The following is a 25,571-nucleotide window of genomic DNA, read 5'->3' on the forward strand; positions in this document are numbered from 1 at the left end:
AGATTGAAAAGAGAAGAAAAATAGGGTATCCTAAGTATAGAAAGACAAAAATAATAAAAAGTCCGCGTTAAACGGACATATGTGTCATGCGGAGGTAATGAAGATGAATGATAATAAAATGTGGGCGTTAGTAAAGGAAAAACCGGAACAGGGACTCTGGCTGAAAAGAGTACAGATTCCGGAAGTAGGACCAAATGACGTAAAGATCAAGATCCATAAAAATGCAATCTGTGGTACCGATGTACATATTTACCAGTGGAATGAATGGGCACAGCATACTATTCCGATCGGACTGACCGCAGGACATGAATATGTCGGGGAAGTTGTAGAAGTCGGTGCAGGTGTACAGGGATTCAAGGTGGGCGATCTAGTATCAGGTGAAGGACATATCACTTGTGGAAAATGCAGAAACTGTCTGGAAGGGCACAAAGAGAACTGCAAAGATGCTAAAGGTGTTGGGGTAAACCGGAACGGTGCGTTTGCAGAATATCTGGTTATTCCCGCTTCAAATGTATGGCCGTGCAATCCGGCAATTGATGAAGAATTATATGCGATCTTTGATCCATTTGGAAATGCAACCCATACTGCATTATCTTACGACATGCTTGGTGAAGATGTGCTGATCACAGGTGCAGGGCCGATTGGGATCATGGCAGCGGCGATCGCAAAATTTGCAGGAGCAAGACATGTGGTAATCACGGATATGAACCAGTACCGTCTGGATCTGGCAGCAAAAATGGGTGCGACCAGATGCGTTAATCTGACACAGGAAAAACTGACGGATGTGATGCATGAGATCGGAATGACAGAAGGCTTTGATATCGGACTTGAAATGTCTGGAAGCCAGCCGGGACTTTCTGATATGATCCATAACATGAAACATGGTGGAAAGATCGCACTTCTCGGATTGCAGAGACAGGATGCAACCGTAGATCTTGAGACAGTGATCTTCAATGGGCTGAATATCCGCGGAATTTATGGAAGAAAAGTATGGGATACCTGGTACAAGATGTCTACGATGATCCAGGCGGGACTTGATATTTCACCGATCATCACACACCATTTTGATATCCGCGATTATGAAAAAGGATTTGAGGCAATGATCTCAGGACAGTCAGGAAAGGTGATCCTTGACTGGGCACATATTAACGATTAGGAAAAGCAGAAGAAGGAGAGAATAAAATGGCAAGAAAAAATGATATTTTAAGTATTTATACAAAAGAAGTAGAACAGATCAAAGCAGATGGTCTTTTCAAAGGGGAAGCACCGTTCGTATCTCCGCAGGGCGCAAAGGTTGTAATGGAAGACGGAAGAGAGCTTCTTAATATGTGTGCCAATAACTATCTTGGACTTGGGGACAATCAGAGACTGATCGATGCAGCGAAGAGAACCTATGATGAAAAAGGATATGGGGTTGCTTCTGTCAGATTTATCTGCGGAACACAGGACATTCACAAAAAACTGGAAAAGAAGATTTCCGGATTTCTGGGAACAGATGATACGATTTTATATTCTTCCTGCTTTGATGCAAATGGTGGACTTTTTGAAACAATCCTGACTGCGGAGGATGCAGTGATCAGTGATGAACTGAACCATGCTTCCATCATTGATGGAGTTCGTCTCTGTAAGGCAAAACGATACCGCTACAAAAATAACAACATGGAAGATCTGGAAGCACAGCTTCAGGCTGCAGATGCAGCAGGAGCAAGAGTCAAACTGATCGCTACAGACGGTGTATTTTCAATGGATGGAATCATCTGTAATTTAAAAGGTGTCTGTGATCTTGCTGATAAATACAACGCACTGGTTATGGTGGATGACAGCCATGCAGTTGGATTTGTAGGAGCACACGGCAGAGGAACTTCCGAATACTGTGGCGTAGAAGGAAGAGTGGATATCATTACAGGAACACTCGGAAAAGCACTCGGTGGGGCTTCCGGTGGATATACATCCGGAAGAAAAGAGATCATCGATCTGCTTCGTCAGAGAAGTCGTCCGTACCTGTTCTCCAACTCTCTTGCACCGGCGATCGCAGGAGCAAGTATTGAGATGTTCAATATGCTGGAAGAAAGCACCGAGCTTCGTGACCATTTGGAAGAAGTAACCGCATACTACCGCAAGCAGCTGGTAGAAAATGGATTTGATATCATCGAAGGAACCCATCCATGTGTACCGGTTATGCTTTATGATGAAAGACTTGCCGGAGAATATGCAAAGAAAATGATGGAAAAAGGGGTATATGTGGTTGCATTCTCTTATCCGGTTGTACCGAAAGGAAAAGCAAGAATCCGCACACAGGTATGCGCGAGCCATACAAAAGAAGATATTGATTTCATTATCAAATGTTTTAAAGAGACTAGAGAAGAGATTGGAAAATAAATTGCTACAGGATAGAAAAATGCCGGACAGTACAAAATGTTGCCCGGCATTTTGTGATGATATAACAGAGAAATTTGACTAAAAAATGTTACAGGAAAATTTTCGGAGGCGTTAAATAAAAATAAAAGAATATTTTTGGAATGTAATCATGGTAATTATGTAAAACCTGAAAAAATAAAGAGAAAAGCTTGTGGGAAAGGCAGGAATACTATAAAATAAACAGGGAACAATAAAAAGATGAATGGGGTGTCATCTGACAGAGGAGAGAAAAGATGGAACAAAAAATATACAATGAATATGTGGAAATTTTAAAGGAAGAGTTGCTTCCGGCGATGGGATGTACAGAGCCGATTGCAGTAGCTTACGCGGCAGCAGTTGCAGTTCAGGCTCTTGGGGAAAAACCGGAATCTGTAGAAGTAAATGTCAGTGCAAATATTATTAAGAATGTAAAAAGTGTCGTTGTACCGTGCACAGGAGGACTTCGCGGAATCGGTGCAGCAGTCTGTGCAGGGATTGTAGCCGGATGTCCGGAAAAAGAACTGGAAATTCTGGAAGAGATCACAGGGGAACAGAAAGTAGAAATGAAAAAGATGCTGGATACCATGCCGATGACAATCCGGGAATCCGATAAAGAATATATTTTCGACATCCAGATCAAGGCATGTGCAGGCGGACACAGCGGATACGTAGAGATCGCAGGTTTTCACACCAATGTGATCTGTGTAAAGAAAGATGATGAGATCATCAGAGAAAAAGCATATGAAGAGCAGGGATCCAGCTGTGCGACGGACCGTTCTCTTCTGACTGTGGAGAAGATCATTGAATTCGCAGACTGCGTAGACGTTGCAGACGTAGAGGAAGTTCTGCAGAGACAGATTGATTATAACTGGGCAATTGCCGAAGAGGGCATGACAGGAAACTGGGGGGCTGCCATTGGAAAGACTTTGATGGAAGCATATGGAAACAGTGTACATAACCGTGCGAAAGCGATGGCAGCGGCCGGATCGGATGCAAGAATGAACGGATGTGAACTTCCGGTTGTCATCAATTCGGGAAGCGGTAACCAGGGAATGACAACTTCTCTTCCGGTGATCGTCTATGCAAAAGAGCTGAATGTCTCAAAAGAGATGATGCTCCGCGCGCTGGTTGTGTCAAATCTGATCACAATTCATATGAAGACAGGAATCGGAAGACTGTCTGCATATTGTGGCGCGATCAGTGCAGGATGTGGTGCAGGTGCAGGAATCTGTTATCTGTATGGCGGACGTGCATATGAGATTTCTCATGTAATTGTAAATGCAGTTGCCATTAACTCAGGTGTTGTGTGTGATGGAGCGAAGGCAAGCTGCGCGGCAAAAATCGCATCAGCTGTGGAAGCAGGACTTCTGGGACTTCAGATGCAGAAAAATGGAAAGCAGTTCTATGGCGGAGACGGACTTGTAGAAAAAGGTGTAGAAAACACGATCCGTAATATTGGAGAGCTTGCAAAGAAGGGAATGCGTGAGACGGATAAAACGATCATCCAGATCATGACAAGATAAGAAAAAGAGAAAAGAACTGGTAGAAGAGGCACTTGCATTTACCGGACTTAAGAAAAATATGACTAATATTGAAAAAATAAAACATCTGCGGTATGCATATCGCAGATGTTTTATTTTTGACCGTTAGCTATTTATACTTTTTATTTTTGAATATACTTCTTCAACAACAAAAGCGTATTCTTTACCCCATCCATATGGGATCTTTCATAGTTATGTGATGCATACACCCCAGGACCAACCAGACCATGGCGGATATCATATCCTGCCCGAAGAGTTGCCTCTACGTCAGAACCGTAATGCGGATACACATCGATCGCATAATCCAATCCTTCTTCTTTTGCAGTTTCGGCAAGAGCAGATGTTACGTCGTAGTTGTAAGGACCGCCGGAATCTTTTGCGCAAATAGATACCATGCGTTCGGTACATCCGAGATCGGATCCGACGCAGCCCATGTCAACAGAAATCATCTCTGTTGTATCTTCGGCAACAAAACTTCCGCCGTGTCCGACTTCTTCATATACAGTGAAAAGAAGAGAAACTTTGCGGGAAAGCGCAATAGATTCATCTTTTACGCATTTTGCCAGACCGAGAAGGATGGAAGCAGAAAGCTTGTCATCTAAGAAACGGCTTTTGATATAACCGCTCGGTGTGATCTGGGTACGCGGGTCCATGGCGATGATATCTCCAGGCTGTACGCCAAGTGAAAGAGTTCCTTCTTTAGTGTCCACATTTTCGTCCAGAAGGATTTCCATATTTTCTTCTTTTGTCTCAACAGCAGAATCTGCAACATGAACAGAAGGTTCAGTATTTAGTACTACACCGGTATAAACGCGTCCGTCGCGTGTGTGGATCGTGCAGTTTTCCCCATCAGCGGTACTCCACTGGTGTCCACCGAGAGTAGTCGGACGCAGTCTTCCATTTGCTTTGACAGAACGCACCATGGCACCGAGGGTATCAACGTGTGCTGCAAGTACCAGCGGATTCCCCTCTCCGCCGATCGTTACGAATACGTTGCCTTTGTTAGAAAGCTGTGGTTCATATCCCATATCTGATAAAGTCTTCATCAGGTATGCAGCCACATCTTTGGTATAACCGGATGGGCTTGGAATAGAAGTTAAAGCTTTCAGTTCGTTTCCGATAAATTCAAGATAATTTTGCATAGAAAATTCCCCCAAAAAATTTATAGTATATATCATAATAGTTTAATGGAAGAGGATGGAAAATGCAATATACATTGAAGGATAATTTAAAAAGGTTATAATAATTGATGAAAAATAGATTTATGATTTATAAAAAAGAATCAAATATTGTTTCCGATATATTTGCTGGTGAATTAACCGTATCAGGAGTATAATAGACTTAAAATATTATAGGAGGACAAGGTTAATTATGGGGGAAACATCAAACGCTAATCTACTGACAACGGGATCTATTCCGAAAAAGATTATTATGTTTGCGATTCCGCTTTTATGGGGGAATTTATTCCAGCAGTTGTATAATGTGGCGGATTCTCTGATCGTGGGAAATTTTCTTGGGAATAATGCACTTGCAGCTGTCAGCTCATCAGGGAATCTGATATTCCTGATGGTAGGATTTTTTGGGGGAATTGGCGTGGGAGCCGGTGTTGTCATTGCGAGGTATTTTGGAGCCGGAGAATATGAGAAGCTGAAAAAAGCAATCCATACGGCACTGGCATTTGGTGGCGTATGTGGAATTTTTCTTACGGTTGCCGCGTTGATCCTTGCACCGCAGATTTTAAAACTGATTGGTACGCCGGAAGAGGTACTGCCGAAATCACTGGTTTATTTCAGGGTGTATTTTGCAGGTTCACTTGGATTTGTAATTTATAACTTTGGAATGGGGATTTTGCAGTCACTTGGTGACAGTAAGAGTCCGGTCATCTATCTGATCATTTCAGCGTGTCTGAATGTGATTCTGGATCTGGTGCTGATCGGAGGTTTAGGATTTGGTGTAGGTGCAGCAGCTTTTGCAACGATTGTTTCACAGATATTAAGTGCGGTTCTGTGTATCAGAAAACTGCGTAGGGAACCAGAGGCGTTCCGGTTATCTTTTCGTGAACTTCGGATGGATGGGAATATGCTGCGGCTGATCGTGGTAAACGGAATACCGGCAGGAATCCAGAATTCCATTATTGCGGTTGCAAATGTATTTGTACAGTCGAATATTAATCAGTTTGGGGCTCTGGCAATGGCCGGGTGTGGGTCATATTCCAAAATTGAAGGATTTGGATTTATTCCGGTTACCTGCTTCTCACAGGCACTCACGACGTTTATTGGACAGAATCTGGGAGCAAAAGAGTATGACCGGACAAAAAAAGGGGCATTGTTTGGAACCATTTGTGGAATCGGGATAGCAGAAGTGATCGGAATAGCAGTTTTTTTCTTTTCACCATACCTGATCGCTGCGTTTGGAGGAGATCAAAAAGCAATTGAATATGGAATTGCAGAGGCACATACGATCGCTCTTTTCTATTGTCTGCTTGCGTTTTCGCATTGTATGGCAGCAATTCAGAGAGGGGCGGGAAGAAGTATTGTTCCGATGTTTGTTATGATGATTGTATGGTGCGGAGTCCGGGTAACCTATATTAGTATTGTTATCAGGATTATTCCGGTGATCAATGTAATCTACTGGGCATATCCACTTACCTGGTTTATCAGTTCGGTGATATTTTTGATTCTGTTTCTTAAGACAGACTGGATTCACGGATTAGAGAAACAGTGACAGGGCGCATAAAAAAGAAAGCTGTACACTGCTTATGTAGTGTGCGGCTTTCTTTTTTTGTATTTTTTCCTGAAATTACAGGGAAAGGGAATGAAGTTCCGTAAAAAATGAAGGATAAGATACATCTACACACTGACCATCCTGGATTTCAGTATTTCCCTCGGCGGCAAGGGCTGCGATGGAAAAGGCCATTGCGATCCGGTGATCCAGATAACTGTTGATCTGTCCTCCATGAACCGGATTACCGCCACGGATGATCATGCCGTCGTCGGTTGGTGTTACATCAACGCCCATGGCAAGAAGTCCTTCTGTAGTTGTTTTGATACGGTCAGTCTCTTTGACCTTCAATTCGGCAGCATCCCTGATGATCGTAGTTCCCTCGGCGAAAGCAGCCATCACTGCAATCATCGGAATCTCATCGATCAGTGTAGGGATGATTGCACCTTCTACGGTGGTTCCGTGAAGAGTGCTTGTACGTACAAGAAGATCGGCAGTTGGTTCACCACTGTCACAATTTTCATTTAGATAGGTAATGTCTGCCCCCATTGCCCTGCATACTTCAAGGATTCCGGCACGGGTCGGGTTAGTACCTACATTCTTTATCAGAAGTTCAGAACCTGGGACCAGAAGGGCAGCAGCGATGAAGTAAGCAGCAGAAGAAATATCTCCGGGAACCAGGATCTTCTGTCCGTATAATTCCTCACATGGGAGAATAGATGCAGTTGCACTGCCATCAGAATGTACTTCTGTCTGTACGTTGGCACCGAAGCCATTCAGCATCAGTTCTGTATGATTACGGGAAAGTACAGGTTCTGTAACCAGGGTTAATCCGTCTGCATAAAGTCCTGCCAGGAGTACGGAAGATTTAACCTGAGCAGAAGCTACTTTTGAGTGATAGTGGATTGCGTGCAGGGATGGATTCTGACCGGCAGGAAGCAGGCTGTTGATCAAAAGTGGTGCGCACCCGTTCCCATTTTGGCTTAAAATATCAGCGCCCATCATCCCAAGAGGCTCCATGATCCTCTTCATCGGGCGGGAGTTCAGAGAAGCATCGCCGGAAAGAGTGGTGGCAAACGGCTGACCGGAAAGAATACCGGAAATCAGTCTTGTAGTGGTTCCGCTGTTCCCCACATCTAAAAAAGAAGAAGGTTCGGAAAGTCCGTGAAGGCCTTTGCCGTGAACCAGGATACGGTCAGGTGTGTCTTCGATATTGATTCCCATGGCACGAAAGCAGCCGATGGTAGAGAGGCAGTCGGCACCGTGAAGAAAATGTGTGATCTCAGTAGTTCCTTTTGCCAGTGCACCGAACATAATAGAACGGTGGGAGATGGATTTATCGCCGGGAACAGATACTTCCCCGCGAAGCTGTTTAACAGGTTGGATTTGCATAATATAGTAACCTCTCATTCGTAAAATTCTATTTTCAAGCATTGTGACCAATTTACACAAAGTTCTGAAAAGATTTTTTGGACTGTCTTGCATTTAATGATGTGAGTGTCAAAAGTCCTGTTGCAAGCAAGCTTGCATCGGCTTTCTGACCTTTTGACCCTGGTATCATCATTTAATTATTAACGCTCATAAACAATATAACGATGCTTCTGCAAAAGTGCTACTGCCTTCTCGCAGGAGATGCTGTCATAGAATTCGATGCGGAGTACGCCTTCTTCAAATTCACGGTTATGAACGATTCCGATGTTCTTAATGCTGAGTGCATTAGAAGCGAGGATGGTCGCAATGGTGGCGATCACACCGGCTTCATCCGGGATGTCACAGTAGATCTCGAATGCACGCTTGATCGGGCCGGCAGAACCGTTTGGCATGGAATTGCGGTAGTTCCGGGAATGGTCGAACATATCGTAGATTCCCTGGGAGTCTCCGGCATCAACCAGTTTTTTCGCTTCATTTAATGTTTCGATATAATTTCCAAGGATCTGGGAAATATTACTCTGATTCTGTGCACAGATATGTTCCCACATGGTCGGTGAGGAAGAGGCGATTCGCGTAATGTCCTTAAAGCCGCCGGCGGCGAGGGTTTTCATCAGCTCATCCTTGGTGTCGGTGTCTCTGACAAAGTTGACCAGACTTGCGGCAATGATATGTGGCAAGTGGCTGATCGTGCCGGTGACGATGTCGTGTTCATGATAATCCAGTACGATTGGAAGTGCACGCAAGGATTCTACGAAGGATGCGTATGCATCAACCTTTTTTTTCGCTACTTTGGCGGAAGGGGTGAGAACAAAGTAAGCGTTCTCAATCAGGATTGGTTTGGAATTGGCAAAACCACTCTTTTCGGAACCGGCCATCGGGTGTCCTCCGATAAAGTAATCCTCCAGTCCCAGCCGGATGATCTCGTCATGGATCGGAGTTTTGACACTTCCGACGTCAGTCAGGATCATATCATCATGCAGGTAAGGCATCATCTGCTTTAAATATGCAGTATTGAAAGCAACCGGGGCACATAAGAAGATGTAGTTGCAGCCTCGGAAATTATCATCGATTGAGGTACAGGCCACATTGATGATGGATTCTTGTGTGGCAAGTGCCAGAGTTTCTCTATTCTTGTCGAAAGCGACAATCTCATAATCCGGATAATATCGCCGGATCGCCTTTGCAATAGAGCCCCCAATGAGTCCGAGTCCGATAAATCCGATTTTTTTCTGTTTCATAATTTTTCGTCCTTTCGTGATAGTCTACCTTTCATAATATAGGAAAACAGGCTATCTGTCAATAAAGCAATACTTTAAAGTGTAAAAGTGAAAGTTTTTGTTGAAATTCTATAAAATAGTTGTGTTTTTATAGAAAGTTTAGTACAATATATCCATGAGAAACTTTAGCAAGGAGGCAGCAAGCATGAAGGTTTACAGAACGGATGAAATTAGAAACGTGGTCCTTTTAGGACATGGGGGAAGCGGAAAGACCAGTCTGGCAGAAGCGATGGCTTATGTATCTGGAGCAACAAATCGTATGGGATCTGTTGAGAACGGTAATACGATCAGTGATTTTGATAAAGAAGAACAGAAACGTAAATTCTCACTTAGCACAAGTCTGATTCCGATTGAATGGGAAAAAGCAAAGATTAATATCCTTGATACACCTGGATATTTTGATTTTGTCGGAGAAGTGGAAGAAGCAGTCAGCGCAGCCGATGCAGCTGTTATCGTTGTTTCCGGAAAAGCCGGTGTGCAGGTAGGAACCGAGAAAGCATGGGAGCTCTGTGATAAGTATAATCTTCCGCGTATGATCTATGTTACTGAGATGGATGTGGATGATGCCAGCTTCCGTCAGGTTGTTGAAGATCTGACCGCAAGATACGGTAAAGTGATTGCACCACATTTCCAACCGATCCGTGAGAACGAGAAATTAGTAGGTTATGTCAATGTTATCAAGAATGCAGGTAGAAGATACACCGGACTTGGACAGAGAGAAGAGTGTGAGATTCCGGATTACTGTCTGCCGAACCTGCAGATTTACAGAGAGAAGCTTCTTGAAGCAGTGGCAGAGACCAGTGAAGCATTTATGGAACGTTATTTTGAGGGAGATGAATTCTCGGTTGAAGAGATCCGCTCTGCCATGAGAACAGAAGTTATGGACGGAGATATCGTTCCGGTAGCAATGGGATCCAATGTTCAGGCACAGGGTGTTGCAAACTTACTGTCTGATATCGTAAGATTTTTCCCAAGTCCGGAATACCGTGAATGCGTAGGCATCAACCGTAAGACCAATGAGATCTTTGAAGCACATCATGATTTTGCAGCCGCAAAGACCGCATATGTATTCAAGACCATGGTAGATCCGTTTATCGGAAAATATTCTTTCGTAAAAGTATGTTCCGGTGTATTAAAGGGGGATGATGTCCTTTACAATCCGGAGTCAGATGCAGAAGCAAAGATCGGCAAGATCTACACCTTATCCGGCAACAAACCGGTAGAAGTTCAGGAACTGTTTGCAGGTGATATCGGAGCGATTGCAAAACTGACAAGTACAAAGACAGGGGATACCCTTTCAACAAAAAATACACCGGTATCTTATGGAAGAACCGAATACTCCAAACCGTATACATATATGAAGTATGTAGTGAATAACAAAGGTGATGAGGACAAGGTATCACAGGCTCTTGCGAAGATGATGGCAGAGGATGTGACACTGAAAGTGGTAAATGACAGTGAGAACCGCCAGTCACTGATTTATGGAATGGGTGACCAGCATCTGGAAGTGACAGCAAGCAAGCTGGCAGAGCGTTACAAAGTCGGAATCAGACTGGAGACACCAAAAGTTGCGTTCCGTGAGACGATCCGCAAGAACTCGGATGTAGATACCAAGTATAAGAAACAGTCCGGAGGACATGGACAGTATGGACATGTTAAGATGCGTTTTGAACCATCCGGAGATCTGGATACACCGTATGTATTCCAGGAAGAAGTAGTCGGAGGTGCTGTTCCGAAGAACTACTTCCCGGCGGTTGAAAAAGGATTGCAGGAATCTGTATTAAAAGGACCTCTCGCCGGATATCCGGTAGTTGGTGTGAAAGCAACCCTGTATGATGGATCTTACCATCCGGTAGATTCTTCTGAAATGGCATTTAAGACTGCGACGATCCAGGCATTTAAGAAAGGATTTATGGAAGCAGGACCGGTTCTTCTTGAGCCAATCGCATCTGTGAAAGTAACCGTTCCGGATGATTATACCGGAGACGTTATGGGAGATCTGAACAAGAGACGTGGCCGTGTTCTTGGAATGAATCCACAGTCAGGCGGATATCAGGTAATTGAAGCGGATGTACCGATGACAGGCATGTTTGGATATTGCACAACACTTCGTTCTATGACAGGTGGACGAGGAAGCTATTCGTATGAATTTGCCCGTTATGAACAGGCTCCGGCAGATGTACAGGAAAAAGAAATTGAAAAGCGTGCAGCTGAAGAATAAGAATAAGGAAAAGCCGGGAGAAAATCCCGGTTTTTTCTATTGTACTTTCGTACTAAAAGTGGTATACATATTATGATGGTGGCAGCTTCGGCTGTCACATTGGTATTTTATACAATTTTAGTATTAAAGGTTTAGTATTAAGAGAAAAAGTAGAGGAAAAGAAAAATGAAAATTGTAATTATTGGGGACGGGAAGGTTGGTCATAAACTGACCATACAGTTATCCGAAGAAAATTACGATGTGGTTTTGATTGACCAGAATGAGGGGAAATTAAAAGAAGCACTGAATCAGCTTGATATTCTCTGCATTACCGGAGATGGTGCAGATGCGAAAGTGCAGAAAGAAGCAGGAGTGCCGGGCGCTGATCTTGTTGTGGCATGTGCATCGACAGACGAACTGAATATGCTGAGCTGCCTGCTCGCAAAGAGACTGGGGGCAAAGCACACGATCGCCCGTGTAAGGAATCCGATCTATTATCAGCAGATCGATCTTTTGAAAGAGGACTTAAGACTGAGTATGGCTGTCAACCCGGAACTTGCGGCTGCATTTGAGATTTCCAGATCGATCCTTCTTCCAGATACTGCAAAGGTAGAGACTTTTATGAAGGGAAAAGTCGAAATGGTAGAATTCATTGTCAAAGAAAGAAGCCATCTGGGCGGAGTATCGCTTGCTGAGCTTTACCGCAAGTTCCAGATCAAAGTTCTGGTATGTGCTGTAAGACGTGGATCGGAAGTGATCATCCCGAATGGTGATTTTGTCATCCATGATGGAGACCGGCTTCATATTGTTGCATCCCACAAATATATTGAAGAATTTTTCCATCTGATCGGAAAGCGGAAAGAGCCGAAGAATATTCTGGTCTGTGGTGGGGGAAAAGTCGGATATTATCTGGCAAAACAGCTTTTAGGACTTGGTATGCAGGTTAAGATCATTGAGCAGGACTGGAAGAAATGCGAAGATCTCTGCGACCAGCTTCCGAAAGCGACGATCATCTGTGGGAATGCCGCAGACCATGACCTTCTGATCGAAGAAGGAATTGAACAGGCAGATGCCCTGGTCAGCCTGACCGGTATGGATGAGGAGAATATTATCCTTGCACTTTTTGCAAAGACAAAAGGTGTGGACAAGATCGTGGCAAAGGTCAACGAAGACGGACGTGCCCAGCTTGTCGAGGAACTTGGGATCGATCTGATCGTATCGGCAAAGACTGCAACAGCAGATGCGATCATGAGTTATGTGCGTGCACGCCAGAATTCTCTCAAGAATGTCAATGTTGAATCTATGTATCAGCTGGTTGGCGGAAGAGTAGAAGCACTGGAATTTATTATCAAAGAAAAAACAGAATATACAGATATCCCGTTTAAGGATCTGGAACTGAAGCCGAACAATCTGATCGCATGTATCGGAAGAAAACGGCAGATTATTATTCCGGACGGGGATGAATCCATTCAGGTGGGCGACAGTGTTGTAATCGTTACAACCCAGAAGAAAGTTAAGGATATCACAGATATTCTGGCTGAGCAATAGGGGTGAAAAGAAATGAATGTGAAAATGATACGCTATATCATCAGCAAGATGATGGGAGCAGAGGGACTGCTGATGCTGCTTCCGATGATGGTTGGAATTATTTATGGCGAGCACACATCGGTTTATTTTCTGATTACAGCTGCGATCCTGACGGCAATTTATCTGCTGTTTGGCAGAAAATGCCCGGAGAACATGACGATTTATGCCAAAGAAGGTCTGATCATTGTTGCAACGGCCTGGATTTTCTGGTCACTTGCAGGTGCACTTCCATTTGTACTCAGTAAAAGTATTCCAAGCTATGTGGATGCTTTTTTTGAAACAGTATCCGGATTTACGACGACAGGTTCTACGATCCTGACTGAGATTGAAGGACTTCCGAAAGGAATTCTTTTCTGGCGTTCCCTGACACATTGGGTTGGTGGAATGGGAGTGCTGGTATTTGTTATGGTACTTACCTCTCTGGATGAGAAGAATTCCATGCATCTGATGCGTGCGGAAGTTCCGGGGCCAGAGGCAGATAAACTGGTTCCAAAGGCAAGAGGAACCGCAAGGATCCTGTATGGAATGTATTTTGCACTGACTACAATTGAGGTAGTTTTTCTTCTGGCAGGAGGGATGAATCTGTTTGACGCAGTGACACATGCATTCAGTACTGCCGGTACCGGAGGATTTTCCGGCTACAATGCAAGTGTGGCACACTTCAACAGTGCTTACATTGATGGTGTGATCACCGTATTTATGATCCTGTTTGGTATCAATTTTAATCTGTATTTCTTTCTGCTTTTGAAAGAATTTAAGAGTGTATTTAAGAATGAGGAGCTGCGTGCTTACCTGGGAATCATTGCAGGAGCAACCGTTGTGATCACCTGCAATATCGCCGGAGGTTATCATTCTCTTTTAAAGGCATTCCGCTATGCGGCGTTCCAGGTGGCATCCGTGATCACGACAACTGGATTTGTGACGGCAGATTTCAATAAGTGGCCGGAGCTTTCCAAATGTGTTCTGCTTCTTGTGATGGTAATCGGTGCTTCTGCCGGTTCAACAGGCGGTGGTATCAAAGTATCAAGACTTCTGATCCTGGTAAAAAGCATCCGCCGGGAGCTGAAAACTATGATCCATCCGAAAGCAGTCAATATCGTAAAAGTAAATGGTAAAAAAGTGAAAGAAGAGACGATGCGGGGGGTATATATATACTTTATTGCGTATATACTAATCCTGATCGTATCCGTGCTTCTGATCTCGATCAATAACTTTGATTTTACTACTTCATTTACCGGAGTGCTTACTACACTTAATAATGTAGGACCGGGACTGAATCTGGTAGGACCGGTGGAAAATTTTGCGAAGTTCTCAGACTTCTCGAAGATTGTGTTCTGCGTGGATATGCTGATCGGACGACTGGAGATCTTCCCGTTCCTGATGCTGTTCTCGCCGTCACTTTGGAGTAGAAAATTCTAAGACAGCTTTGGTAAGGCAAAACGATGAAAAGGAGAATTTATGAAAAAGAAAAATATAGCGATCAGTTTTCTGCTGCTTTTAGTGGCAGCAGGAATCTGGTATTATGTATCACTGCCGGCTTTTAATATCCATTCTTCCGGAGTGTGGTATTTTGTGCTTGTTCTGGTGCTTGCGGTCGGTCTTGTGCTTGCAGGAAAAAAAGGCTTGCGATACGGAGCGATTGATCTGAAGGAGATGAAAGAATCCAAAGGTTTCAAATGGTGTGTCCGTCTTTTTATTCTTTTGTTAGTGATTTATCTGGCTGGAACCATTCTTTCTTCACCGATTGTGAATGCGAAGAAATACCAACAGCTTCTGAAGGTAGAAGAGGGCGAATTCACAAAAGATATCGAGGAGCTTTCCTTTGACCAGATCCCGCTTCTGGATAAGGAGTCTGCGCAGCTTTTAGGAGACCGGAAGATGGGAAGCATGTCAGACATGGTATCCCAGTTTGAGGTGGACGATATCTACAGTCAGATCAACTACAAGGATCGTCCGGTCCGTGTGTCACCTTTGAAATATGCGAATCTGATCAAATGGTTTACCAATCGGAAAGATGGACTTCCTGCATATATCCGGATCGATATGGCAAGTCAGACAACGGAGATGGTAAAGCTGGAGCAGGGAATGAAGTATTCGACCAGCGAGCATTTTGGAAGAAATATTTACCGTCATCTTCGTTTTGCGCATCCGACTTATATTTACGGAGACCTTAGTTTTGAAATTGATGATAATGGTGTTCCATACTGGGTAGCACCGGTCAAAAAGTATAATATCGGTCTTTTCGGAGGAGAAACGGTAGGGCATGTGGTGCTCTGCAATGCGATCACCGGCGAAATGCAGGACTACAGGATCGATGAAGTCCCGGAATGGATCGACCGAGCCTATTCGGCAGATCTTCTGGTACAGCTTTATGATTATTATGGCACGTTAAAGCATGGGTATTTTAACAGTGTACTCAGCCAGAAAGATTGTCTGAAGACAACAAACGGATATAATTATCTGGCGATTGATGATGATGTATGGGTGTACACGGGAGTAACTTCTGTAAACAGTGACCAGTCCAATGTGGGATTTGTTCTGATGAACCAGAGAACTATGGAGACGAAGTATTATCCGGTGGCAGGTGCGATCGAGGATTCTGCGATGGCATCGGCAGAAGGACAGGTACAGAACCTGAAGTATCGGGCGACTTTCCCGCTGCTGCTTAACATTTCCGGGGAGCCGACTTACTTTATGGCACTTAAGGATGATGCAGGACTTGTGAAAAAGTATGCAATGGTCAATGTCCAGAAGTACCAGGTTGTTGCGATCGGAGACACGGTAAGTGCATGTGAAGAATCCTACAATAATCTGCTTCTTACCAATGGAATCAAGGAAAAAGAAGAAGTGAAGATGGATACCGGCACGATCGAAGGAAAGATCACGAAAATCGCCCAGGGTGTTATAGATGGAGATTCTCATTACTACATTATGCTGGAAGGATCAGATGAGATTTTTGATGTATCGGTAGTCGATTTTATTGAGATCATCAAGTACAATGTGGGAGATGATGTAAAACTGGAGTATGCAAAAGGGGATAAGGCAAATACGGTTTTGTCTTTGAAATAGCATGTTTTTGACCCTGGTATCATAGCATAAAAAGAATGTGCTCTGTCACATTTGGAAAACCATAAAAGGAGGGATGAAGATTTACAGAAAATCTTCATCCCTCCTTTTGGATAATGTCTATCTTAGTTAAGGAGTGTACAATCTTCAAAATTTACATTACCAAGCTGTTCATTCGTTGCACTGATGCTGACATAAAAATCTACATCATTTTCTTTGGAGATCTTTTTCAGTGTTTCGATGAAAGAAGGAATGTTCTCAAGTGTGATGTCGGCGTGCTTTAAAATACCGTCGATAAAGATTGCTTTGATATCATGGTCTGCGCTTAACATACCGTAAATAAATCCAAGATATTCATCGGTATTGGTGATTACATCATAGTCATCCATGCAGATCGCTCTGATGTTGAAAGATAAGCTGTATGTATCTCTGTGGCTCTTCTTGATGAAGAATACGTTTCCTTCACATGTCTTTACAGCTTCGTTAGCACGTTCGATCATTTGCTGGGTTTTTCCGCTTCCTTTTGGGCCTGTCAATAAATTAACCATATTATCAAGTCTCCTTTGTTTATGAATTTGTACTAAAAAAGTACGAGATTTTATAAAACTATTATACACTAATCACAATGCATTAACAAGCTATTTATTTGCATCTTTTAAAGAAATGTGATACGATATAGCTCGGAAACGATTTACAGTTAGAAAAGGCTAATTTATGAAATTATAATAATAAGAAAAGAGGAACGAAAAATGACGAAAGTTGATATTATTTCTGGTTTCCTGGGAGCAGGAAAGACAACATTCATCAAGAAACTGATCGAGGATGTATTTCCGGGAGAAAGACTGGTCCTGATCGAGAACGAATTTGGGGAGATCGGTATTGATGGCGGATTCTTAAAAGATGCCGGCGTTGAGATCACAGAGATGAACTCAGGATGTATCTGCTGTACACTGGTGGGGGATTTTAGCAAAGCACTTCAGAAAGTACTTGTAGATTATACACCGGATCGTGTCATCATCGAACCTTCAGGAGTTGGAAAGCTTTCTGATGTTGTAAAAGCAATCGAGGGTGTCAAAGATGAGGCAGATATTGAGATTGACGGAAGAATCACAGTTGTTGACGGTAAGAAAGCAAAGATCTATCTCAAGAACTTCGGAGAATTCTTCAATAACCAGGTAGAGCATGCATCTACGATCGTTATCAGCCGTACCCAGATGATGACAGATGAAAAGGTAGAAGAGTGCGTGCATATGCTGCGTGAGAAAAATGCAGAGGCAACCATTATTTCCACACCTTGGGAAGAACTTGGAAAAGATGCCGTTTTGCATGCTCTGCAGCATGGCGCTGAGATCGAAGGTATCCTGGAAGAACATGCACATGAGCATGACGACCACGAACATCACCATCATCATGATGACGAATGTGGCTGCGGTCATGATCACGACCATCATCACGATCACGAAGAGCATGAGCATCATCACGAACATGATGAGAACTGCACCTGCGGATGCCACGATCATGACCATGAACACCATCATGATCACGACCATGAAGAGCATGAGCATCATCATGAACATGATGAGAACTGCACCTGCGGATGCCACGATCATGACCATCACCACGGACACGAAGGACATCATCATGCAGATGAAGTATTTACAAGCTGGGGCAAGGAGACTGCTCATAAGTATACAGAAGAAGAACTGGATTACCTGCTGAAAGCATTATCTGAGACAGATGCTTACGGAACCGTACTTCGTTCCAAAGGCATTATCCAGATGGCAGACGGTTCCTGGAAGCAGTTTGATATGGTTCCGGAAGAATATGAAGTCCGTGAGGGACAGGCTGATTACACAGGACGTGTATGCGTGATCGGAACAGATCTCAAAGAAGAGGATCTGATTAAGTTATTCCATATCTAGGAGGAGCAAGCGGCGATGACAACACCGGTATATATCTGTACAGGATTTCTGGACAGTGGAAAAACAACATTTATCAAGGACACACTGATGAAGCAGGAATGGATCGAAGAAGGTCCGACATTGCTTTTGCAGTGTGAAGAGGGAGAGGAAGAGTACTCGGAAAAGTATCTGGATGAGAACGGACTGTTCCTCTTCAATATAGAAGAAAGAGAAAAGTTAAATAAAACTTTCTTTGAAAACTGTGAGAAGATCTATCATCCGGTCCAGGTGATCATTGAGTACAATGGAACCTGGGATCTGCAGGAAATCCTGGATGAAGATTTTCCACGCAACTGGGAGATTCAGGGTGTGTACTCAACGGTTAGCGGTGAGACGCTGGACATGTACCTGAAGAATATGCGGAATATGCTGATGAACCAGCTTACAGAATCTGAGTTGATCATCATCAACCGTTGTGGGGAAAATACAGACCGAAGTGCGTTCAGACGTGCCCTTAAGATCCAGAACCCGCAGGCACAGCTGATTTTTGAAGGCGTGGATGGCAATATTATCCCGCAGACAGAAGAGGATCTGCCATATGATCTGAAAGCAGACCATATCTTCATTGATGATGTGGACTTTGGGACCTGGTATGTGGATGCATATGAGCATCCGGAGCGCTACGAGCACAAGAAGATCACCTTCCTTGCACAGCTTTTCCGTCCGAAGGGAATGCCGGCAAATATGCTGATTCCGGGAAGACAGATCATGACCTGCTGCGCAGATGATATCCGTTTCTATGGATATCCATGTAATCTTGGAAGGGCAGCGCAGATCACACAGAGAAGCTGGAAAAAAGTAACCGTCAAGTTCGAGTACGAAGCGTACCGTCCGATGGTTCCAAAGCAGCCGGTTCTTTATATGCTGGAGATGGAATCCGCAGAAAAACCGGAAGAAGAGGTAGTATATCTTGGATAAATTTCAAGTATTAAAGCAATTTTTTGGCTATGACGGATTCCGACCGGGACAGGAGAAACTGATCGATGCGATCCTGTCCGGTCGGGATGTACTCGGCATACTGCCAACGGGAGCCGGAAAGTCCATCTGTTTTCAGATTCCGGCGCTGATGATGGGAGGTATTACACTTGTGATATCTCCCCTTATTTCTCTTATGAAGGATCAGGTGGCATCCCTCAACCAGGCAGGGGTTCATGCAGCCTATCTGAACAGTTCCCTGACTATGGGGCAGTACCGGAAGGCACTTGCTTTTGCAAAAGAAGGAAGATATAAGATTATCTATGTGGCACCGGAGCGGCTGGAAACTGCAGAGTTTATGGATTTTGCTATGAGCGTGGATATTTCTATGATCGCAGTCGATGAAGCGCACTGTGTTTCCCAGTGGGGACAGGATTTCCGGCCAAGTTATTTAAAGATCACAGAGTTTGTAGAGTATCTTCCAAAGCGGCCGGTTGTGAGTGCATTTACTGCAACAGCGACGAAAGAAGTAAGAGAGGATATGATCGATATCCTGATGCTGGAGGATCCGGAAGTAGTAATGACAGGTTACGACAGACCGAATCTGTTCCTTGCGGTACAGTTCCCAAAGAATAAATATGCCGCACTCAAAGCATTTATTGAGGAGCATCCGGATCAATGCGGGATCGTCTATTGTCTGACCAGAAAGCAGGTGGAGGAAAATTGCGCACTCCTGGAAATGGATGGGTTTTCCGTGACCAGGTATCATGCGGGACTGACAGACCGGGAGCGGCGTGATAATCAGGATGATTTCATTTATGACCGGAAACAGATCATGGTGGCGACGAATGCATTCGGGATGGGAATTGATAAATCCAATGTCCGCTTTGTCGTACATTACAATATGCCGAAGAATTTGGAGTCCTATTATCAGGAAGTGGGACGCTGCGCCCGAGACGGTGAGCCGGGGGAGTGCCTGCTTTTATATAGCGGACAGGATGTGATCACAAACCAGATGTTCATTGAGAACAACCGCGACAATCAGGAACTGGATGAACTGACGCGCCGGATCGTGATGGAGCGGGATCAGGAGCGCTTGAAAAAGATGACTTATTATTGTTTTACAAAGGAATGTCTGCGTGATTATATTCTGCGGTATTTTGGGGAATACGGAAGCAATTACTGTGGGAACTGTTCAAACTGTAAGACGCAGTTTGATACCGTGGATATGACGGCAGAGGCAAGGATACTTGCCATGTGTGTAAAAGAAAGTCATCAGCGTTATGGAATTAATGTAATTCTGGATACGGTGCATGGGGCAAACAATGCGAAGATCCGGCAGTATGGCATGGGTGTCAGTCCGGCTTACGGGGTACTTTCTAAGACGCCATCGTGGAAGCTCAGGCAGATATTCAACCAGCTTCTGGCAGAAGGATATCTGAAGACCACGCCGGATTCTTATATGATTGTGAAGCTGACTGAAAAGTCGGAAGCACTGATTGCAGGACAGGAGACATTTACAATGAAGATGGCAAAAGAACCGGAGAAAGAGGCGAAGACAACACCGAAGAAAAAAGTGAAGAAAACGGCCGGACTGGTTCTGAATAAAGAGCAGGAAGAGTTTTTTGGAATCCTGCGCGCCCTGCGGGCAGAGATAGCAAGAGAAGAAAAAGTTCCGCCTTATATTGTATTTTCCGATAAGACCCTTGTGCAGATGTGTATCGAAAAACCGACAAATAAGAATGCTATGCTGAAAGTTTCCGGTGTGGGAGAGTTCAAGTTTGAAAAATATGGAGAGCGCTTTCTGGAGGTGATCCGGTCGTGGACATAGAATATCATCTGATCCGGTCAGATAGGCGCAGTATTGGAATCGAAGTTGACCGGGAAGGAAAGGTGACGGTCCGTGCACCCTATTCCTGTGAGAAAAAGCGGATTGACCGGTTTCTTCTGGAAAAAGAGAACTGGATCCGACAGAAGGTAAAGCTTCAGAAGGAAAATGCAATGAAGCGGCAGGAAAAGAGAGAGATGCCGGAAGCAGAAAAGAAATATTACCGGAATCTTGCAAGAGAAGTATTAGGTGCAAGGACCGGATACTATGCCCGGAAAATGGGTGTGACCTATGGGCGTATTTCCATCCGGGAGCAGAAGACCAGGTGGGGAAGCTGCAGCAGCGTGGGGAATCTCAATTACAACTGGAAGCTGGTGCTGATGCCGCCGGGAGTTCTGGATTATGTTGTGGTGCATGAGCTGGCACATCGTAGAGAAATGAATCATTCCGCTGCATTCTGGAAGGTCGTGGCGACGTGGATGCCGGACTATAAAAAATATAGAAAATGGCTGAGAGATAACGGAAATCAATTTTAAATGGTAAAAATAATCAAGAATTCGTAAAAAACAATCAAGAATCTCTTGACGGAACTTGTATTTATTTTTATAATAACAAGGTATATGAAAAAAACAAGGATAAGGATCAGTAAAAGATTAGAGTCTGTACAGAGAACTGCCGGGCGGTGCAAGGCAGCAGATCAGATCTTTGAACTCGCCTTTGAGTTCTTCTGCTGAACGGTTTTCAGATAGGCAGAAGCGGGAATTCCCGTTATAGAATCACAAGTGCGCTGCACCGTAAATTATGTTACCGGGATGCGGCGAAGAAGAGTGGTACCACGGAATTTAATCTTTCGTCTCTTTGAATTTATCAAAAGAGGCGAAAGATTTTTATTTAACAGGAAATCCTGATGAAATTTCCTATTAAATGAAAGGTTAAGACACTTTTTTTCATACTGAAACAATACCAGGAGGAAAGAAAAATGGCAGTACCTTACAATCATAAGGCAATCGAAAAGAAATGGAAAGAAAAATGGGCTGAGAATCCGGTTAATCCGAAAGTGGATGAAAACGGCAACCCGAAAAAGAAATATTATTGTCTGGACATGTTCCCGTATCCGTCAGGAAACGGTCTTCATGTAGGACACTGGAGAGGCTATGTTATCTCCGATGTGTGGAGCCGTTACAAACTGCTTCAGGGATATTACATCATTCATCCGATGGGATGGGATGCATTCGGCCTTCCGGCTGAAAACTATGCGATCAAGATGGGAACTCATCCTGCAAAATCGACAGCAGCAAACATCGCGAATATCAAACGTCAGATCAATGAGATCTCAGCGCTTTATGACTGGGATATGGAAGTTAATACAACAGATCCTGATTTCTACAAATGGACACAGTGGATCTTTGTAAAGATGTTCAAAGAAGGACTTGCATACGAAAAAGAATTCCCGATCAACTGGTGCCCGTCTTGTAAGACAGGTCTTGCAAACGAAGAGGTTGTAGGCGGAAAATGCGAACGCTGCGGTGCTGAAGTTACAAAGAAGAACCTTCGTCAGTGGATGCTGCGTATCACAAAATATGCAGACCGTCTGTTAAATGACCTGGATAAGCTTGACTGGCCGGAAAAAGTTAAAAAGATGCAGACAGACTGGATCGGTAAATCTTACGGTGCAGAAGTAGATTTCCCGGTTGAAGGAAGAGAAGATAAGATCACTGTATACACAACAAGACCAGATACGCTTCATGGAGCAACCTTCATGGTACTTGCACCGGAACATAAGCTTGCAGCAGAGCTTGCAACACCGGAACACAAAGAAGAAGTAGAAAAATATATCTTCGATTCTTCTATGAAGTCTAATGTAGACCGTCTGCAGGACAAAGAAAAAACAGGTGTATTTACAGGAACTTACGCGATCAACCCTCTGAACGGAGCAAAGGTACCGATCTGGCTTTCTGATTATGTACTGGCTGATTATGGTACAGGAGCCATCATGTGTGTACCGGCTCATGACGACCGTGACTTTGAATTTGCAACCAAGTTCAACATCCCAATCATCCAGGTTATTGCAAAAGATGGTAAAGAAATCGAAAATATGACAGAAGCTTACACAGAGGCTTCCGGAACGATGATCAATTCCGGAGAATGGAATGGCATGGAAAGCTCTGTCCTTAAGAAAGAAGCTCCACATATCATCGAAGAAAGAGGAATCGGACGTGCAACTGTAAACTACAAGCTGCGTGACTGGGTATTCTCCCGTCAGAGATACTGGGGAGAACCAATTCCGATCGTACATTGTCCGGAATGTGGCGCTGTACCGGTACCGGAGGATCAGCTTCCGCTGAGACTGCCGGATGTAGAATCTTATGAACCGACAGGAACAGGAGAATCTCCACTTGCGGGAATCGATGAGTGGGTAAATACAACCTGTCCTGTTTGTGGAAAACCGGCAAAACGTGAGACAAATACCATGCCGCAGTGGGCTGGATCTTCATGGTATTTCCTGCGTTATGTAGATAATCACAACAACGAAGAACTTGTATCCAGAGAAAAAGCAGATGCAATGCTTCCGGTAGATATGTATATCGGTGGTGTAGAACATGCAGTACTTCACCTTCTGTATTCAAGATTCTATACTAAATTCCTTTGCGATATCGGTGTGATCGATTTTGATGAGCCGTTTATCAAACTGTTCAACCAGGGAATGATCACAGGTAAGAATGGTATCAAGATGAGTAAGTCAAAAGGAAATGTCGTGTCTCCGGATGATCTTGTAAGAGATTATGGATGCGATTCTTTAAGAATGTATGAACTCTTCGTAGGACCACCGGAACTGGATGCAGAGTGGGATGACAGAGGAATCGATGGTGTATACCGTTTCCTTAAGAAACTCTGGAATCTGCTTATGGATAGCAAGGATAAAGATATCAAACCAACCAAAGAGATGATCAAAGTACGTCATAAACTGGTTTATGATATCACAACCCGTCTGGAAAGCTTCAGCCTGAATACCGTTATTTCTGCATTCATGGAGCATACAAATACACTGGTTGCGATCGCTAAGAAGGAAGGCGGAGTAGACAGAGATACTCTGGATACCCTTGCTGTATTACTGGCACCATTTGCACCACATATGGCAGAAGAAATCTGGGAAGAACTTGGCAACAAAGAAAGCGTATTCCGTGCCGGATGGCCAAAATACGATACAGAAGCCATGAAAGATGATGAAATCGAAATTCCGGTACAGATCAATGGAAAAACAAGAGCAGTCATCAAAATTTCCGCAGAGACTACAAAAGAAGAAGCAATCGCTGCCGGAAAAGAAGCAATCGCAGATAAACTTACAGGAAATATCGTAAAAGAAATCTACGTTCCGAAGAAGATCATAAACATTGTGCAAAAATAATTTGAGAAGAAATTCTCACAACAGAATAAAGTGCTTGGGAATATTGAAAAGTTCGCTTGAAATCAAGGGTTACAGACATTTTTCTTCAAGGGAAAGGTATCATAGAATACTGTAAAATATCGTAACAGATTTTTAAAATGGAGTAAATTTGGAGTAAAGATTGAAAGAAAATGGAGTAAATATTTCAAAGATGTAATGAGAAATGGCGTAGGTAGTGGGAACATTATCTGCGTCATTTCTCATTTGTAAAAGCAGGGGCGGTTTTATTGAATTTGTGATAAAATAGAAAAAACATCTTGACTCTCTAGTAGCGTAACGGTTTACGATGAAAGGGAAAGGAGGACTTATGAAAACAGTTAAAGAAGTATCAGAATTGACTGGAATTAGCATAAGAACATTACGATATTATGATGAAATTGATTTGTTAAAACCTGCTAAAGTAACAGAAGCAGGATACCGTTTATATGATGAAAGCTCATTGAAAAAATTACGTCAGATTATGTTTTTTCGAGAACTGGAAGTTCCATTGTCAGAAATAAAAGCAATTATGAAGGATTCTGAAAGTGATAATCGTAAGATTCTTGAAACACAGAAAATGATGCTAGAAATGAAACGGAATCGTTTGAATGGTATTATCGAATTGATTTCTGATGTGTTGAAAGGAGAGGACAAGATGAGTTTTGAAACATTTAATGAAGATGATATTCAAAAAATAATACAACATTCTTTAAAAATTATGAGTAAAGAAGACAAGAAAATAATTATCGAGCATTATGGAGATATTGAGAAGTTTAAAGAATCTGTTGCGGAAGGCTTTAAAGATGAAAAGGCATGTGAGCATTTAATTAAGATATATGGAAGTAAAGAAAAAGCAGTAGAAGCAAGTCTGAAGTCAACAGGAACTAGAGAAGAAGTTTCAGAGCAAAAAAATGAGATGGACTTGATTTATAAACAGTTTGCTTGTGCAATGGAAAGTTCAGATGAAGATATGTCAATGAAAGCAGTAAAAAGATTGGGGAAAAGTTGTAAAAATCTTTTTAAAATGGATAATGCAAGAGTATTATTATTAGAAATGGCTAAAGATTATTTGAATCATTCTCAGTTGGAAGAAGCCACAGATAAACAGTACGGAAAAGGGGTTACAAAATACATTGGATCAGCGATATATCGGTATTATGGTGTAGAAAACTTGGAATAAACAGATGTTACCAAAATGGAAACAAAGGAAATACATACTGGTA

General features: G+C 43.3%; 18 protein-coding genes and 1 other annotated feature. Of the genes, 14 read left to right on the top strand and 4 right to left on the bottom strand.

Annotated elements, in window-relative coordinates; translation table 11 throughout:
* Positions 1 to 103 precede the first annotated feature (103 nt).
* From tdh to PGY05_RS06975, 3 genes are all read left to right on the top strand, one after another.
* Positions 104 to 1,156 carry an L-threonine 3-dehydrogenase gene (gene tdh / locus PGY05_RS06965; RefSeq protein WP_022220730.1) on the top strand — a complete coding sequence of 351 codons (1,053 nt, stop codon included), beginning with the start codon at positions 104 to 106 and terminating at the stop codon, positions 1,154 to 1,156.
* Between the two features lie 26 nt (positions 1,157 to 1,182).
* Positions 1,183 to 2,379 carry a glycine C-acetyltransferase gene (locus PGY05_RS06970; protein ID WP_022220729.1) on the top strand — a complete coding sequence of 399 codons (1,197 nt, stop codon included), beginning with the start codon at positions 1,183 to 1,185 and terminating at the stop codon, positions 2,377 to 2,379.
* Positions 2,380 to 2,651: 272 nt separating this feature from the next.
* A complete protein-coding gene (locus tag PGY05_RS06975) occupies positions 2,652 to 3,920 on the top strand; it encodes an L-cysteine desulfidase family protein (RefSeq protein WP_008371747.1) in 1,269 nt (422 codons plus the stop codon).
* Between the two features lie 140 nt (positions 3,921 to 4,060).
* Here PGY05_RS06975 and PGY05_RS06980 read toward each other — a convergent pair whose 3' ends face one another.
* Complete coding sequence (locus tag PGY05_RS06980; RefSeq protein WP_022220728.1) at positions 4,061 to 5,080, bottom strand: M42 family metallopeptidase; 1,020 nt, start codon at positions 5,078 to 5,080, stop codon at positions 4,061 to 4,063.
* Between the two features lie 229 nt (positions 5,081 to 5,309).
* On the opposite strand from PGY05_RS06980, the gene PGY05_RS06985 reads away from it, so the two are divergent.
* Positions 5,310 to 6,662, top strand: coding sequence for an MATE family efflux transporter (locus tag PGY05_RS06985; RefSeq protein WP_055246566.1), 1,353 nt, complete (start codon positions 5,310 to 5,312; stop codon positions 6,660 to 6,662).
* Between the two features lie 75 nt (positions 6,663 to 6,737).
* On the opposite strand, the gene aroA is transcribed toward PGY05_RS06985, so the two are convergent.
* Positions 6,738 to 8,051, bottom strand: a complete 1,314-nt coding sequence (gene aroA / locus PGY05_RS06990) for a 3-phosphoshikimate 1-carboxyvinyltransferase (protein ID WP_270475573.1) — start codon at positions 8,049 to 8,051, stop codon at positions 6,738 to 6,740.
* 179 nt (positions 8,052 to 8,230) lie between these two features.
* Positions 8,231 to 9,328 carry a prephenate dehydrogenase gene (locus tag PGY05_RS06995; protein WP_022220726.1) on the bottom strand — a complete coding sequence of 366 codons (1,098 nt, stop codon included), beginning with the start codon at positions 9,326 to 9,328 and terminating at the stop codon, positions 8,231 to 8,233.
* A 184-nt stretch (positions 9,329 to 9,512) separates the two neighbouring features.
* Between PGY05_RS06995 and PGY05_RS07000 the strand changes: the two genes are divergently transcribed.
* From PGY05_RS07000 to PGY05_RS07015, 4 genes are all read left to right on the top strand, one after another.
* A complete protein-coding gene (locus tag PGY05_RS07000; protein WP_022220725.1) occupies positions 9,513 to 11,588 on the top strand; it encodes an elongation factor G in 2,076 nt (691 codons plus the stop codon).
* Positions 11,589 to 11,753: 165 nt separating this feature from the next.
* Positions 11,754 to 13,115 carry a Trk system potassium transporter TrkA gene (gene trkA / locus PGY05_RS07005; RefSeq protein ID WP_022220724.1) on the top strand — a complete coding sequence of 454 codons (1,362 nt, stop codon included), beginning with the start codon at positions 11,754 to 11,756 and terminating at the stop codon, positions 13,113 to 13,115.
* Between the two features lie 12 nt (positions 13,116 to 13,127).
* Positions 13,128 to 14,573: a TrkH family potassium uptake protein gene (locus tag PGY05_RS07010; protein ID WP_008371730.1), complete on the top strand. Its 1,446-nt coding sequence runs from the start codon at positions 13,128 to 13,130 to the stop codon at positions 14,571 to 14,573.
* Positions 14,574 to 14,612: 39 nt separating this feature from the next.
* Complete coding sequence (locus PGY05_RS07015) at positions 14,613 to 16,223, top strand: CvpA family protein (RefSeq protein ID WP_195250830.1); 1,611 nt, start codon at positions 14,613 to 14,615, stop codon at positions 16,221 to 16,223.
* Positions 16,224 to 16,345: 122 nt separating this feature from the next.
* Here the strand turns inward: PGY05_RS07015 and PGY05_RS07020 are convergent, their stop codons facing one another.
* On the bottom strand, positions 16,346 to 16,768 hold the full coding sequence (locus tag PGY05_RS07020) for a DsrE family protein (protein WP_117834357.1): 423 nt from the start codon (positions 16,766 to 16,768) through the stop codon (positions 16,346 to 16,348).
* A 201-nt stretch (positions 16,769 to 16,969) separates the two neighbouring features.
* Here PGY05_RS07020 and PGY05_RS07025 point away from each other — a divergent pair, with 201 nt between their 5' ends.
* The 6 genes from PGY05_RS07025 (at position 16,970) to PGY05_RS07050 (ending at position 25,528) form a co-directional block, all read left to right on the top strand.
* Positions 16,970 to 18,142 carry a CobW family GTP-binding protein gene (locus PGY05_RS07025; RefSeq protein WP_270475574.1) on the top strand — a complete coding sequence of 391 codons (1,173 nt, stop codon included), beginning with the start codon at positions 16,970 to 16,972 and terminating at the stop codon, positions 18,140 to 18,142.
* A gap of 15 nt (positions 18,143 to 18,157) precedes the next feature.
* On the top strand, positions 18,158 to 19,099 hold the full coding sequence (locus tag PGY05_RS07030; protein WP_008369798.1) for a TIGR03943 family putative permease subunit: 942 nt from the start codon (positions 18,158 to 18,160) through the stop codon (positions 19,097 to 19,099).
* Positions 19,092 to 20,927: a DNA helicase RecQ gene (gene recQ / locus PGY05_RS07035; protein WP_270475575.1), complete on the top strand. Its 1,836-nt coding sequence runs from the start codon at positions 19,092 to 19,094 to the stop codon at positions 20,925 to 20,927. The genes PGY05_RS07030 and recQ overlap by 8 nt, the downstream gene beginning before the upstream one ends.
* Positions 20,918 to 21,460 carry a M48 family metallopeptidase gene (locus PGY05_RS07040; RefSeq protein WP_008369795.1) on the top strand — a complete coding sequence of 181 codons (543 nt, stop codon included), beginning with the start codon at positions 20,918 to 20,920 and terminating at the stop codon, positions 21,458 to 21,460. Before recQ ends, PGY05_RS07040 begins: the two co-directional genes overlap by 10 nt.
* Positions 21,461 to 21,547: 87 nt before the next feature.
* Positions 21,548 to 21,785: a binding site (T-box leader), on the top strand.
* 118 nt (positions 21,786 to 21,903) lie between these two features.
* Positions 21,904 to 24,330 (top strand): leucine--tRNA ligase, encoded by a 2,427-nt coding sequence (leuS, locus tag PGY05_RS07045; protein WP_008369791.1) that lies wholly within the window; start codon positions 21,904 to 21,906, stop codon positions 24,328 to 24,330.
* Between the two features lie 346 nt (positions 24,331 to 24,676).
* The gene (locus tag PGY05_RS07050; protein ID WP_173791709.1) at positions 24,677 to 25,528 is read left to right on the top strand and encodes a MerR family transcriptional regulator; all 852 of its coding nucleotides are present in this window, start codon (positions 24,677 to 24,679) and stop codon (positions 25,526 to 25,528) included.
* The last annotated feature ends 43 nt before the right edge of the window (positions 25,529 to 25,571 follow it).

Source organism: Coprococcus sp. AF51-11b1 (assembly GCF_027682785.1).
GTDB classification, from domain to species: Bacteria; Bacillota; Clostridia; order Lachnospirales; family Lachnospiraceae; genus Allocoprococcus; species Allocoprococcus comes.